Source organism: Ruania rhizosphaerae (genome assembly GCF_009805705.1).
In the GTDB taxonomy this organism is placed as follows: Bacteria; Actinomycetota; Actinomycetes; order Actinomycetales; family Beutenbergiaceae; genus Ruania; species Ruania rhizosphaerae.
Genome location: NZ_VSMB01000019.1, coordinates 52,263 through 65,908, shown reverse-complemented (window position 1 = coordinate 65,908; position 13,646 = coordinate 52,263). Strand labels below are relative to the sequence as shown.

The window sequence follows — 13,646 nt, the reverse complement described above, 5'->3', positions numbered from 1 at the left end:
CTGACCCACCTACTCGCCAATCCGCCCGAAGTTGCATTGACCCCTTGACATCGCCAGCCATTCGCCGAACAACTCAGCGGTCGGCGCATAGGAGTGGGAGTGGGCGAACCTCGCTACAGTCGAATCGTGAGTGAGAACCCCCCAGTACCCGCCCCGGTCTCGGACCTGTTCGATCCGCACCGCTGGCGCGACATCGACGGCTTCGACTTCACCGACATCACCTACCACCGCGGAGTGCGACGTTCCGAGGACGCAACCACCGACCTCCCCGTGGTACGGATCGCCTTCGACCGGCCCGAAGTGCGCAACGCGTTCCGCCCGCACACCGTGGACGAGCTGTTCCGGGCACTCGACCACGCCCGGATGAGCTCCGACGTAGCCGCCGTGCTGCTCACGGGCAACGGCCCGAGCCCGAAGGACGGCGGCTGGGCGTTCTGCTCCGGTGGCGACCAGCGCATCCGCGGCCGGGACGGGTACCGCTACGAGGGCGAGACGGCCGGGGAGGTGGACCCGGCGCGGGCGGGCCGCCTGCACATCCTCGAGGTGCAGCGACTGATGCGCACCATGCCCAAGCCGGTGATCGCCGTCGTACCGGGGTGGGCCGCCGGAGGCGGGCACAGCCTGCACGTGGTGGCCGACCTGACGATCGCCTCGTCCGAGCACGCGAAGTTCATGCAGACCGATGCGAACGTGGGCTCCTTCGACGCCGGCTACGGGTCCGCACTGCTGGCCCGGCAGGTCGGCGACAAGCGGGCGCGGGAGATCTTCTTCCTGGCCCGGGAGTACTCGGCGGAGCAGGCCGAGCGGTGGGGGGCGATCAACGAGGCAGTCCCGCACGCGCAACTGGAGGAGCGGGCACTGGAGTACGCGCGGATCATTGCCACCAAGTCACCGCAGGCGATCCGGATGCTGAAGTTCGCGTTCAACCTCGCCGATGACGGGATGGCCGGCCAGCAGGTGTTCGCCGGGGAAGCGACCCGGATGGGCTACATGACCGATGAGGCTGTGGAGGGGCGCGATGCATTCCTGGCCAAGCGGGACCCGGACTGGTCGGGGTTCCCCTGGTACTACTGATCTGGACGCTGACACAACGCGGAGATGCGCCTTCAAGGACATGATCGTCTGGCACTACAGTACCGTTACCGGTACGGTTGTGCCATGGTTAGAGGTGTGAAGTATCGCGACTTGGTGCGCGAGATCGCGCTGGGCGAGTACGGCTTCATCACCACCAAGCAGGCACTCGACGTGGGCGTCCCAGCAGTTGAACTGCGCAAGCTGGCCGGGCGCGGTGCACTCATCAACGTTGCGTATGGGATCTATCGCGTGCCAGACGCACCGGCATCGCCTTTCGATCAGTTCGCCGAGGCTCTGCTGCGGGCGGGGGAGGGCGCCTACCTGCGAGGGGACTCGGTGCTGGCGCTGTTCGGGCTTGCTGATGTCAATCCCCCCAAGATCCGCGTTGTCGCACCGAAGCGGACACGAGCCAAGATGCCGGCCTACATCGAGGTTCGCGCCCCGCCGCTCGGTCAGCCGCCGAGCCTCACTCGCTATGAGGGTCTGCTGGCCATGCGCGTGGCCGATGCGATCCTCGATTGCCGAGGTCGAATCGAGCCGAGTCGCTTGCGTGAGGCAGCCCGTGATGCTCGAAAGGAAGGTCTGGTGACCCGCGTCGAGCACTCGAAGTTGCAACGCGAGCTGCGTAGGGCTGGCCCGAACTCAGCGGCGTGGAGTGCTTCGTGACGTACCCGAGCCCACCGCCCAACCTGAAGTCGCTGGAGCAGCGCATCCGCAACCTGGAAGACGATCACACCAGTTCGTTGCGCCGCCAGATCACGATGGCGATGGTCGCCGTCGGCCAGATGCTGCCCCAAGGTGCAGTCAAGGGCGGGACGGCGATGGCGCTGCGCTACGGCCGCGCTGAGAGCCGATTCACCCAGGACCTCGATGCCGCGCGGGCCGTGCCGTTGATGGACTTCCTCGACGACTTCGAAGCCTCGCTCATCCAGGGCTGGGCTGGCTTCACTGGGCGTCTGGTCGATCGGACGCCACCGCGACCCGCGGGCGTTCCTCCCGCCTATGTCATGCAGCCGTTCGACGTGAAGCTCGACTATCTCGGCCGGTCGTGGCGGACGGTGAAATTCGAGCTCGGGCACAACGAGATCGACGATGTCGTTGATCCGGAGCTCCATATCGCACCCGATCTCGTGGACCTGTTCGTCGAGCTCGGACTCTCCGCGCCGCAACCAATCCCAGTGATGCGGGCGGATCATCAGGTCGCGCAGAAGCTGCACGCCGTGTCCGAGCCTGGAAGTGAACGCGCCCGCGACCTCGTCGACCTGCAACTCCTCGACATGGGCGAGAACCTCGACCTCGCACAGGTGAAGGCATCCTGTAGCCGCCTCTTCGCCTATCGGCAGCGACAGGCCTGGCCACCGGTAATCGGCGTCGGCGAGCAGTGGGACAGCCTCTACGCAGCGGCGACGGAAGGCGTCGGCGTGCTTGCTTCCGTGGACGACGCGGTCGCCTGGGTGAACGAGTTCGTGCGTCGCGTCGCAGCATCCTGATCGCTCGCGTGATGTGACGCTAATGTGGCAGGACACCAGGTCACGACTGACGACAGCCAACGGCCACCGCCACGTTTGCGCAGGTCCGCCGCACATGCCAACGATGACCAGCAACAGCCGATGAACGTGCCGCGCTTCGGCCTGGCACTACTGATCTCTCATTCCCCAGGTGAGCGACCTGTCGAGGGATGCTGTGGCGGCAGCCAGGACAGAAGGCGCTGTACCGCCGGCCGATCTCCGGCGTAGTGTGATGGGGCGGTCACCTGCTGCACGTCGCGAAATCGGATGCGTCACCGTCCCTTCCGCTTGCGGAGGTATGCGGCCAGGTCGTTGTAAGTACCGTCGCCGTTTCCGAACATCACCACATTCCGGGCTGCCTGCATCCAGGACAACGTTGATGGCTGGATCTCTGCGATCGCTGCATGCAAATCGCGCTGCTCGATCATCCGCACGGTGCCTGTGGTGATCGATTCGTGCATGGCAATCCCAGCCGCCGTCTCGCATACGTGCGCAAGATCAGCGCCCGAGAACTGGCTGGTTGCGGCTGCCAACGCCCGTAGGTCCACGTTCGCGATCGGGCGACCGCGCAGATGCACAGCGAGAATCGCTTCGCGCGCGTCTGCATCCGGCGGCGGGACCAGGACGGTCCGGTCCAATCGACCCGGACGTCGAAGCGCAGCGTCGACGTCCCATGGTGCATTCGTGGCTGCGAGCACGAACAGTCCGTCGTTCTTCTGATCCACCCCGTCGAGCTCAGTGAGGAGCTGATTCCCCAGCGTACGCAGAGACGAGGACGTCAGTTGGCTGCGCCGATGCCCGAGAGCGTCCAACTCGTCGATGAACACAACACACGGCGCGGCCGTGCGGGCACGCTCGAAAAAGGTATGCAGATTCCATTCGGCTTCCCCGAGCCACACACTCAGCACGTCGGTGATCGACAGGCTCATGAACCGAGCGCCCATCTCTCCGGCAACGGCGCGGGCCAGGAACGTCTTTCCGCACCCTGGCGGGCCGTAGAGGAGCAGTCCGCCACGAAGCGACTTGCTGAACAATGCACGAAGCTTGTCGTTGCGCATCGGCACGAAGAATGCTATCTCCAGGCGCTTCTTCACCTCCTTCAGCCCACCCACATCGTTCAGAGTGCTCGTCGGCTGCTCGACATCGGTCGGTCGCCCGGCTTCGCTTTCGACCGCATCTGGACCGCCACTGGAGCGCACGAACCGCGGTGGCACGACAGCCTCCAACTCGTTCTCGTACTGCGACCAGTCAATAGACGCCGACGGCGGGGACGGAGTCGACGAAGACTGCTCCGGCTTCGTAGAACCGCCGCTCAGTGCCTTCGTCATCAACCGCTGAGTCTCGGCATCGTCTGGATGATCGGTGAGGACTGCGGCCAGATGGCCCACAGCTTCCGCGCCACGACCTGCCATGATCAGCACGTCAGCCAGGTGGCGACGCAACACTGCGTCGTCAGGCCGGGCTCGCACGGCAACAATCAAGCTCTCAATCAGCCCCTCATCGTTCATGCCCGCCATTATGGTGTGGTCACCAGGCTGGCACCGAGGAACTGGGGGAAAACGATGACCGACGACCTGTTCACTCCTTCGCTACAGGGCACACCGCGGCACGGCAAGCCACCGTGGAATACTCCCTACTTCTATCTCGTGGGCACACTGGGTGGCCCATTGCCGATCGGGATCATCGGATTCCTCAACGGTCGGCGGCTCAACCAGTCGCGCGGTCACCTGGCTCTTATCGTCGCGGCGAGTTCGGCGGGTTTGATCGGGTGGCTGATCGCGGCCTACACGCTGGACGACACTCGACTGGTGCGCTACCTCGGCATGGCTGGTGGACTGGCCGTGGCTGCGATCGTGGTAACGATCCAGAAGGGCCCCGCCCGCACCTTCATCCTCGGAGGTGGCGCACCGGCTCGCTTGCTCGGTCCTGCTGTCGCCATCTGCGCGATAGGCATGGTGATCCAACTACTTCTCGTCATTCCTCTGACGGCCTCCCTGAGCTGATGACCCCAGCAGACGAGTCGGACGCGATCCTCCAGCGAGCGGGCACGTATCTTGACATGCACAGGCCCGAGCACGCTCTGCGCGAGCTCAGCACCCTGCCCGCCGCGACGGCTGATCATCCGCATGCCCACTTTCTCCGCTCGGTAGCGTTCATTTCACTGGGTCACGCCGACGAGGCTCTGCATTCGGCGATGCAGGCGGTGGCGATCGGCGGCCCTGAACCACGCATCTACCAAGTGATCGGGCAGGCCGAGGCCCGGCGGGGAGACCTGGCGGCGGCGGAACGTGCCTATCTGAGCTCGTTGGAACTGCAGCCCGAACATGTGCCAACGCTGTGCGACTACGCGAACCTGTGCATCTCGGCCAATCAACTCGACAAGGCCGGTCGCCTTCTCGAGCAGGCAGCGCACGTCGACACTGAGGATCCGGATCTCTACCGGATGCGGGTGGTTCTAGAGTTCGCACGAGGAAACGATCAGCAGGCGCGTCGTATCGCCCAGGAGTATCTCGCGGCTTACCCCGAGAGTCCGCAGGCGCAGGAACTCGTGGGTAGTACCAGTGCCCTACGGGGAAAGTTCAGGGAGTCGTCCGCCGGATACCAGTCGGCAGCCGCCTCGCGGCCGTACGACCAGGGGCTGGGCGAACGAGCATTGGCAGCGATGGTGGATCGACATCCGCTGATGAGACCGGTCCAACCCTTTCAGCGCCCCGTGGGATTCGCTCTGTGGATTATCCTTGCCGTCGGCATCTACGCATTGCAGCGCGCAGACCTGCTCGTGCCCGCATTGGCGCTCATCGGGCTCAGCATCGTGCTGGTGCTCTACGTGTGGCTGATGCCGCTCCTGCTGCGCAACTACTTGAGGAGATCTGTCGCTGATCGAGGTCACGTCAGGACGTAGGAGGCGATGACCCGCACGATCGCGCCGAGCGCGACCGCGGCGCCGGTGAGCAGCGCGAGCACGGCGAGCAGGGCGAGTGTCGCTGGCAGCAGCGAGTCACGGATGGGGCGCGGCTGAGTCGGATCGGTGGGGTCGGTGGGCGTGGGGGCGTCGATCGTGGTCATGGTTCGATCGTCGCCGCCACCACCGCCTCCGGGCATCGGCCCCGGGGCTCGCGTTCGAGCACCCGCCTCCGCCCTGTGGCGCAGCGGCCGTCATCCCTGGGGTGGACAGACACGACTCGCGTGAGGCGCTCCAGTCCAGTGCTGCACCCCGGCACACGGGCTCAACGCCGGTGCGCACACCTGCGCATCGCTCAGCCGCGTGTGTCCCGCCAGGCGACGGCGGCCCGCACCTCGTCCAGGTCGTAGTCCGGTCCGGTGGTGCCGATGGTGAAAAGACCCACCCCGGCATCGACGAAGGCATCAGCCTGGTCCGCGCCGGGCCAGGCGGTCGACCGGGGGATCTGAGAGGCGTCGCGCCCCACATCGGCGCAGTGCCGCTCAAGTACACCGCTCTTGTGGGTGAACGTCTCCAGGTCGCCGAACGCGTGCCACATATCGGCGTACTCGGCTACCAACCGCAGCGTCTTGCGCTCTCCCCCGCCGCCGATGAGCAACGGCAGCTCTCCCACCGGGGCCGGGGTCAGCCGCTGCAGGCGACCCACGAGCCGCGGCAGGTACTCCTTGAAGAGTGCGAGCCGGGTGCCCGGCGTGCCGAACTCGTAGCCGTACTCGGCGTAGTCGCGCTCGTTCCAGCCGGCGCCGACCCCGAGGATCAGCCGGCCGTCGCTGATGTGATCGACGGTTCGGGCCATGTCGGCGAGCAGGTCGGGATTGCGATACCCGCCGCCGGTGACGAGCGCCCCGATCTGCACCCGCTCGGTCTGCTCGGCCCAGGCGCCGAGCATGGTCCAGCACTCGTAGTGGTACCCCTCCGGGTCACCCGTGAGCGGGAAGAAGTGGTCCCAGTTGAAGACGATGTCCACGCCCGCGTCCTCGGCGCGGAGCACCGCGTCCCGGACGAGCCGGTACTCCCCCGCATGCTGGGGCTGGAGCTGGACACCGATCCGTACGTCACTCATTCATCCTCCTCAGGACACGTCCACGCTGGCCCCGGACGTGGGCACCAGCTCGATCCAGGTATTACCGGGCGCGAGGAGCACCTCGTCCCCGTCGGCAGTGGTCAGCACGACCGGATCGGCTACGCCGTCCTTGGCCCAGGTGGCCTCGATCGACTGCCCTCCGGTGGCCACGATCGCCTCACCACCACCGGTCATGATGGTCTCCGGCACGTTCGCCCCGGAGGGGTCCACATAGGAGGTCGTGGTCACCTGCACCCGCAGCACCACCACATTCACCGCACTGAGACGCCCTGTGTCCTCCGTCGTGGCCGGCCCGCCGCCCTCGCTGCGCAGCCAGGCCTCACCATCCCAGGTCCACGACGGCGTCGCTCGCGGAAACGAGATCGTCACGCCTTCCGCAGGGCTGCCGTCCGTGACTGCGGTCGCGCCGGTGCCCTGCCGAGCGAAGAACAACTGCTCGGGCGGCGGATCGGAATGGTCGCCGTCGGCCTGCTCCAGGAAGAGGGACGGGGTGCCGTACAGGTTGTGGGGGGCGAAGCGGGCGCTGCTGCGGGTGAAGCCGCCGTGCCCGAGGTCGTCGGTGAGGATCTGCGAGCCGGCGCTCCGGGCGGCGTTGATGAACGGCGCCTGACCACCGGAGGCGATGAGCAGCCCCTGATAGGGCGCGGACATCGCGGCGTCCATCGGTCGCACCGAGCGCACCGGACCCACCTGGCCAGGCAGCTCGGAGTGGTAGACGGCGTTGAAACGGGTGATCCCGCCTTCGACCATCTCTTCCCAGACCACGTCGGCCGCCTGCAGTCCCGTCTGCGGTCGCGCCTGATCGGAATTCTCGATCTTGATCGACATCGCCGGGTGGTCACCCGCATCCTCCCCGAGCGGCTCCCCGGTCAGCGGCCAGGTCGCCAGCACCTCGGGTTCGGGCGGATGCTGCTTGTCCGCGATCGTGGGGGTGCGGGTGGGCTCTGCCGAGGGGGTGGGCATGGGGGCAGGATCGCTGGGGCTCGTACAGGCTGCCACCATCAGCACCAACGCCGCGGCCGCCGCACGCCCGATCCGTCGAGGGGATGAGGGTCCGGTGGTGGCGGGCGCGTGAAGCACGAACCCCACTCTAGACGCTCTCCCGCGACGACCCCTTCGGGCCGAGGAGCACCGCTCGTGGTGCGCAGCGATCGTAGGCTGGGTTCGTGTCCACCCTCGCGAGCGCCCTGCTACCCCGCCTGGCAGACGCGCTGGACGGCGCAGAGCCGGTACTGCTCGGACCTGCGGCGCAGTCGGTAGCAGATCGGGCGGGCACACTGTCAGGCACGGCACTGGTGCTCGGCACCTCCGGGTCGACCGGGAACGCACGAGCCGTCGCCCTGAGCGCCGCCGCACTGCGCGCCAGCACCGACGCCACCTACGCCCGTCTGGCCGGTCCGGGTCAGTGGCTGCTGACCCTGCCCGCCGATCACGTGGCCGGGGTGCAGGTGCTGGTGCGCTCGATCCTCGCCGGCACCTCACCCGTGCTGATGGAACCAGGCCCGTTCCGCCCTACCGCCCTCGCCGCAGCCGTGGCTCGGATGCGCACCGACGTGCCGCGGTACCTCTCCCTCGTGCCCACCCAGCTCCTGCGCATCCTGGAGGCCCCCGACGGCGCAGCGTGCGTGGCCGCGCTGCGCACCTGTGCCGCCGTGCTGGTGGGCGGAGCCGCCACCCCGCCGGCGCTGCTGGAACGCGCCCGGGAGGCCGGGATCGCCGTGGTCACCACCTACGGCATGACCGAGACGTGCGGTGGCTGCGTGTACGACGGCGTCCCGCTGGACGGCGTGCAGGTGCGCACGGCAGGTTCGCAGGGGCGGATCGAGATCGCCGGTCCGGTGCTCGCGACGGCATACCTCGACCCGGGCGAGGAGACTGCATCACAGGGTGCGCTGCGTTCGGAGCTCGTGGAGCGAGACGGCACCCGCTGGCTGCGCACCACCGACTCGGGCCGGTTCGAGGCCGGCCGTCTGCAGGTGCTGGGCCGGCTCGACGAGGTGATCATCACCGGCGGGGTGAACGTCCATCCGGCGCACGTGGAGCGACGACTCGCGGACGCCGGATTCGTGGAGTGCCTCGTCGTCGGGGTTCCGGACGAGCAGTGGGGGCAGCGCGTGACGGCCGTGGTGGCCGGCCCGGCCACCCTCGCACAGATGCGTGACGCCGTCGGCGGCGGACCCCTGGCGCCCCAGGCGCTGGTGCACCTGCCGGAACTGCCGCTCCGAGGACCGGGGAAGCCGGACCGGCGGGCGGCAGCCGCTCTGGCGGCGCTCGCCGTGGCGGAGGGGCGGGCGGAGCTGCACCGGCCGGGCTGACCGCCCGTCCCCCGCTCTGGACCCGGTGCGGAGTTGGACCCGACCGGCGCCTGAGTAGCCGCATCGACACGTATGCGTCGAGCGCGGCGAACGCGTGCCTGGCTCGGCGCATACGTGTCGATGCGGTCAGCCGGAGGGTTGCCGGCACCGGCAAGCGAGCCCGCACGGACTATCCTGCATCGAGCCGCCTAGCCGATCGGAGCCTGCATGCCCACCCTGCGTGACTGGGTGGACGGCGCACGTCCACGTACGCTGCCCGCCGCCCTCGCCCCGGTGCTCGCCGGCACCGGAGCCGCCGCCTACGACGACTCGGCCTCGCTCGTGCGGGCACTGCTGGCAGCCGGGGTGGCACTGGCGCTCCAGGTCGCCGTGAACTTCGCCAATGATTACTCCGACGGCGTCCGGGGCACCGACGACGTCCGCGTGGGTCCCGTGCGGCTCACTGCCTCCGGCACTGTTACCGCGGCAACGGTCAAGCGAGCGGCGTATGCCGCCTTCGGGGTGGCCGGGGTGTTGGGAATCGTGCTGTGCGCGGTGGCCGGGACCTGGTGGCTGATTGGCGTCGGGGCGCTGTGCGTACTCGCCGGTTGGTACTACACCGGTGGCAAGAACCCCTACGGCTACCGGGGGTTCGGCGAGGTCGCGGTGTTCGTCTTCTTCGGGCTCGTGGCCACGCTGGGGACGACCTACACGCAGGCGGGCCGGATCAGTGTTCCGGCGGTCCTCGCAGCCTGCGCGATCGGCGCTCTGGCCTGCGCCCTGCTCATGGTCAACAACGTCCGCGACATCCCCACCGATACGGTGGCCGGGAAACGCACCCTCGCGGTGCGCCTGGGCGATCGCAAGGCACGTCTCGCCTACGCCGGGCTGCTCGTGGCCGGTGTGGTCTGCGCCGTCGCGATCGGTGCCTGGGCGCCGTGGGCGCTGCTGTTGAGCGGGCTGGCCCTTCCGGTACTGCACCTGTCGAGGCAGGTGGTCGGCGGTGCCACCGGCAGGGAACTGATCACGGTGCTGGGCCGCACCGGAATGCTGGAGTTAGCGCTCGGCGTCGGTCTGGCCGTGGTGCTGACGATCTGAGTCCGCCTCGGATGCCGGTCCGGGTTCCGGGGACTGCTCCACCGCTGCCTCGCTCACCCCTGTCGAGCCGCTCCCGTGCTGGTCCAGTGCTTCGTCCTCGGCGTCGGCATCCTCGCGCAGCGATCGGGAGAACCTTCCCTCCCGCCCGGCCGACCGTTGCTGCAACCACAGGGCCGAAGCCTGCCGGAACCGGTCCAGCAGCACATAGGAGAGCGCGGCGCCGATCAGCACCGCCGCTGCCACGAGCAGCACCCCTCGCATTCCGGCAAGGTAGAGGCCCGCTCCGGCCAAGCCGATGAGGAGCAGGCGGAGGGCGCTGTAGACGATGACGGGCACAGACACAGCGTAGGCTGTCTGTGATGAGGATTCTGATCAGCCTGGGCCTGCTGGCGCTCGCGGTGTACTGCGTGATCGACTGCGTCGGCGGTGAGGAACGGCGGCGCCTCGGGGTCCCGACCTGGCTGTGGGTGCTGCTGATCATCGTGCTGCCCGGGCTGGGTCCGCTGATCTGGCTGTTGATGTCGCGCACCTACGGCAACGGCGGCGCCACGACGCCGAGACGTCCCACCCGACCTGTCGCTCCGGACGACGACCCGGCCTTCCTCGCCGACCTCGACCGGCATACCCACGACGAGCACCATGGCGAGGACCGCACCGGCGAGGACCACCCCGAGAACGATGGGCATGGCCCTGAGGAGCGAGGCGACGGCCGCCCCAGCTGATCAGGAACCGGAGCTCCACTGCCTACGCGGTTGGTCGCAGCAGCCACACGACCACCCACAACCGCGCAGGCCGGTATCAGGACCCTGATATCAGGACCCGTGCTTCACAGCCCTGAGTAGGAGTGGCGACCGTTGAAGAAGATGTTGACGATGTAGAAGTTCGCCAGCAGCGCCATGAATCCGACCAGGGCGAAGTACGCGAACTTGTTGGCGGCCCAGCCGGTGGTGACCCGGGCGTGCAGATAGGCGGCGTAGATCACCCAGATCACGAACGTCCAGGTCTCCTTCGGATCCCAGCCCCACGGCCGGCCCCAGGCATGCTCGGCCCAGATGGCCCCGGCCACGAGGGTGAAGGTCCAAGCCACGAACCCGACGGCGTTGAGCCGGTAGGCGATCCGCTCCAGGTCCGCTGCGGCCGGCAGAGCGTCCACGATCCGGGAGAGCACTCCCGTTCGGGAACCCGCCGGAGCCGCACCCGCCGGAGCACTGTCCACCACTGCACTCGGGGCAGCAGCGGCAGAAACAGAGACCGCACCTGGGCGCTCGGTGAAGGCATCGGGACGGTCGCTGCCACGCTGTGTCCCGGTCGTCGCCGCCACCCCACCCGCGGAGGCTCCCGACCCGCCGTCGCGCCCCCGCCCCTTGATCAGCTGCAGGACCGACAACAGCGCGCTCACCCCGAACAGCCCGGTGGCGAAGGTGGCGACCGAGACGTGGATCACGAGCCAATAGCTGTCGAGCGCCGGCTGCACCCCATCTGCGTCGACGTAGAGCACCGCTGTTGCCAGCCCGAGCGCGAGCAGCGAGAGCAGCGTCACACCCACGCCGATGTAGCGGATGTCCCGCCGCCGTTGGATTCCCAGGAAGATCGCCGTCAGGAAGAACGTGAACATCAGCGTGAACTCATACATGTTCGCCCACGGCACCCGCCCGGCCGCCAGCCCCCGCAGCAGCGTCCCCGCTGCGAGCACCACGACCGCCAGCCACGTCAGGGACATGCCGATCCCGGCAGCACGGCGGCGCCGGTCCTTCGCAGCACCGGTTCCCAGGGCCGAGACGTCGATCGCGAATGCGATCATCGCGATCATGTAGCACGCCATCGCGCCATAAACGAGCAGCGTGCTCACAGTGCCGAGATCGGTGTTCACGAGTTCTCCTTCGTCATCTGGCCGAGCGGACTCAGAACCCGGTCCAGCTCACGGCGCAAGCCCGGGTCGTCCCCGCGCGCCAGGGCAGCCGCCGTCACCACTGTAGTCCCGCCCGGGCCGGGGGCGATGCGCGCCCAGACGCGCCGCCGCGGCAGGAAGAGAGAGGCCATCAGGCTCACGAATGCCATTCCCGCGAACACTCCCATCCAGGGGATCGAGGGGTCGTATCGCACGTCCAGAGCCGCGAAGCGGGGCAGTCCGTCGAACGTGATGGTGCCCAGCCCGTCCGGCAGTTCGACCGTCTCCCCCGGGCGCAACACCAGCTGCACCGGGGTCTGGCTGCCGTCGGGCCCGGTCTCGGCCACGGGTTCCATATTCGTGGTGTCCAAGGTGTACAGATTCTGCGGCAGCCCATCGTCCAGCCCGAGGTCACCGGTGTAGAGGTTGAGCACCATGACCGGGTCGAGCGCTTCCGGGTAGACCGAGCCCACCGGGTCACCCTCCGGGGATTCGAGCACGGTCGGCAGCAGCACCCCGCTGAAGCCGTACTGCAACTCACCGCCGTTCGCATCCGGGGCCATGATCACACCGTTCGAGGTGTAGAACAGGTCACCCGAGGGCAGGAACATCGTCGAATCGGCGAACGCCACCTCACCCTCGGCGTCGGTGATCGTCACCTTCGGGGCATACCCATTGCCGGAGAGGTACACGCGGGTCGAATCTGTCTCCAGCGGGTGGTTCAGCCGGATGTCCTGCTCACGCTCGGCGCCGTCGGGGGTCAGCAGCGTGACCGAGGCGGTGAAGTCGCGCGGCTGGGCGTCGTCGGTGAAGACCGAGGAGAAGGCGTCCAGGCGAAGACGGAACGGCTCGACCGACTCCCCGGCGAACCAGGCACCGGTGTCGAACGAGTCGTAGTCCAGCGGAGCATTGACGAAGGTGCGCCCCTCAACCACCACGATCTGACCGCGGTAGTGCACCAGCTGGCCCCACGCCGTCACGACCAGCAGTCCCACCAGGGCGAGGTGGAAGAGGACGTTTCCCGTCTCCCGTCCCCTGCCCCGTTCGGCGGAGATGGTGCGCACCTGCACCTGGCTGCCGGACGCCGTCGTGCGATCTTCCACGCCGGTACGGCGAACGTAGCGCCGCCCGAGCGCAGCCATGAGTGTCCGCTCGGTCTCGGCAGGGCTGAGCCCGGTCCGCAACTCGGAGCGGACGTCGAAGCGGGAGAACCGCCTCGGAACCCGCGTGGGCTCGGCGCGCAGGTTGCGGGCGTGGGCGATGGTGCGCGGCACGATGCAGCCGATGAGCGAGGCGAACAGCAGCAGGTAGACCGCGGAGAACCACGGCGAGGAGTAGACGTCGAACAGGTGCAGGGAGTCGAGCACCTCCGCGGTCTCAGGGTGGTCGCGGTAGTACTGGATCACCCCGTTCGGGTCCACCGGGCGCTGCGGGAAGAACGCCCCCGGGAGCGCGACAGCGGCCAGCAGTAACAACAACATGAGGGCCACCCGCATGCTGGTCAGCTGCCGCCACATCCACCGCAGCCAGCCTCGCAGGCCCAGCCGCGGGCCTGCCGGAGTGCTCGACGGCGGCTGCTCGCCCGGGTCGGGAGCGGTCTTCAATCCTTCGGGATGGTAGGTGCTCATTGCGGCCTCCTCGCGCTCACACCATGCTCCCCTTCGTGCAAGCACTGCGGTGCCCTGCTCCGGCACACCTCGTCCCTCGCCGTACCTCCGCGAGGCCTCCTCGCGCTCAC

Annotated in this window: 15 protein-coding genes; 8 read left to right on the top strand and 7 right to left on the bottom strand. The window is 68.1% G+C overall.

Features of this window, described 5'->3' with window-relative positions; translation table 11 throughout:
• Positions 1-126 precede the first annotated feature (126 nt).
• The 3 genes from FV560_RS18940 (at position 127) to FV560_RS18930 (ending at position 2,564) form a co-directional block, all read left to right on the top strand.
• Positions 127-1,074 carry a 1,4-dihydroxy-2-naphthoyl-CoA synthase gene (locus FV560_RS18940; RefSeq protein WP_159623345.1) on the top strand — a complete coding sequence of 316 codons (948 nt, stop codon included), beginning with the start codon at positions 127-129 and terminating at the stop codon, positions 1,072-1,074.
• Between the two features lie 96 nt (positions 1,075-1,170).
• Complete coding sequence (locus tag FV560_RS18935; protein WP_235020232.1) at positions 1,171-1,740, top strand: type IV toxin-antitoxin system AbiEi family antitoxin domain-containing protein; 570 nt, start codon at positions 1,171-1,173, stop codon at positions 1,738-1,740.
• On the top strand, positions 1,737-2,564 hold the full coding sequence (locus FV560_RS18930) for a nucleotidyl transferase AbiEii/AbiGii toxin family protein (RefSeq protein WP_200837805.1): 828 nt from the start codon (positions 1,737-1,739) through the stop codon (positions 2,562-2,564). Before FV560_RS18935 ends, FV560_RS18930 begins: the two co-directional genes overlap by 4 nt.
• 290 nt (positions 2,565-2,854) lie before the next feature.
• On the opposite strand, the gene FV560_RS18925 is transcribed toward FV560_RS18930, so the two are convergent.
• Positions 2,855-3,994 (bottom strand): ATP-binding protein, encoded by a 1,140-nt coding sequence (locus tag FV560_RS18925; protein ID WP_235020233.1) that lies wholly within the window; start codon positions 3,992-3,994, stop codon positions 2,855-2,857.
• Here FV560_RS18925 and FV560_RS18920 point away from each other — a divergent pair.
• Positions 3,938-4,585, top strand: coding sequence for a hypothetical protein (locus tag FV560_RS18920; RefSeq protein WP_235020234.1), 648 nt, complete (start codon positions 3,938-3,940; stop codon positions 4,583-4,585). The genes FV560_RS18925 and FV560_RS18920 overlap by 57 nt on opposite strands.
• Positions 4,585-5,484, top strand: coding sequence for a tetratricopeptide repeat protein (locus FV560_RS18915; protein ID WP_159623337.1), 900 nt, complete (start codon positions 4,585-4,587; stop codon positions 5,482-5,484). The genes FV560_RS18920 and FV560_RS18915 overlap by 1 nt, the downstream gene beginning before the upstream one ends.
• Here FV560_RS18915 and FV560_RS18910 read toward each other — a convergent pair.
• The 3 genes from FV560_RS18910 to FV560_RS18900 form a co-directional block, all read right to left on the bottom strand.
• Positions 5,469-5,648: a hypothetical protein gene (locus FV560_RS18910; RefSeq protein WP_159623335.1), complete on the bottom strand. Its 180-nt coding sequence runs from the start codon at positions 5,646-5,648 to the stop codon at positions 5,469-5,471. The genes FV560_RS18915 and FV560_RS18910 overlap by 16 nt on opposite strands.
• Positions 5,649-5,839: 191 nt before the next feature.
• Entirely contained in the window at positions 5,840-6,607 is a 768-nt protein-coding gene (locus tag FV560_RS18905) for an LLM class F420-dependent oxidoreductase (protein WP_159623333.1), read from the bottom strand.
• Between the two features lie 9 nt (positions 6,608-6,616).
• Entirely contained in the window at positions 6,617-7,591 is a 975-nt protein-coding gene (locus FV560_RS18900; RefSeq protein WP_235020231.1) for a DUF3048 domain-containing protein, read from the bottom strand.
• A gap of 203 nt (positions 7,592-7,794) precedes the next feature.
• Between FV560_RS18900 and FV560_RS18895 the strand changes: the two genes are divergently transcribed.
• The gene (locus FV560_RS18895; RefSeq protein ID WP_159623331.1) at positions 7,795-8,943 is read left to right on the top strand and encodes an AMP-binding protein; all 1,149 of its coding nucleotides are present in this window, start codon (positions 7,795-7,797) and stop codon (positions 8,941-8,943) included.
• Between the two features lie 207 nt (positions 8,944-9,150).
• Positions 9,151-10,020, top strand: coding sequence for a 1,4-dihydroxy-2-naphthoate polyprenyltransferase (locus FV560_RS18890; RefSeq protein ID WP_159623329.1), 870 nt, complete (start codon positions 9,151-9,153; stop codon positions 10,018-10,020).
• Here FV560_RS18890 and FV560_RS18885 read toward each other — a convergent pair.
• Positions 9,979-10,356 carry a DUF4229 domain-containing protein gene (locus tag FV560_RS18885; RefSeq protein WP_159623327.1) on the bottom strand — a complete coding sequence of 126 codons (378 nt, stop codon included), beginning with the start codon at positions 10,354-10,356 and terminating at the stop codon, positions 9,979-9,981. The two genes, FV560_RS18890 and FV560_RS18885, sit on opposite strands and share 42 nt — an antisense overlap.
• A 23-nt stretch (positions 10,357-10,379) precedes the next feature.
• Between FV560_RS18885 and FV560_RS18880 the strand changes: the two genes are divergently transcribed.
• Positions 10,380-10,742 (top strand): PLD nuclease N-terminal domain-containing protein, encoded by a 363-nt coding sequence (locus tag FV560_RS18880; RefSeq protein WP_159623325.1) that lies wholly within the window; start codon positions 10,380-10,382, stop codon positions 10,740-10,742.
• Between the two features lie 104 nt (positions 10,743-10,846).
• Here the strand turns inward: FV560_RS18880 and ccsB are convergent, their stop codons facing one another.
• Both ccsB and resB read right to left on the bottom strand, forming a co-directional pair.
• Entirely contained in the window at positions 10,847-11,890 is a 1,044-nt protein-coding gene (ccsB, locus tag FV560_RS18875; protein WP_159623323.1) for a c-type cytochrome biogenesis protein CcsB, read from the bottom strand.
• Positions 11,887-13,536 carry a cytochrome c biogenesis protein ResB gene (gene resB / locus FV560_RS18870; RefSeq protein WP_159623321.1) on the bottom strand — a complete coding sequence of 550 codons (1,650 nt, stop codon included), beginning with the start codon at positions 13,534-13,536 and terminating at the stop codon, positions 11,887-11,889. The genes ccsB and resB overlap by 4 nt, the downstream gene beginning before the upstream one ends.
• Positions 13,537-13,646 lie beyond the last annotated feature (110 nt).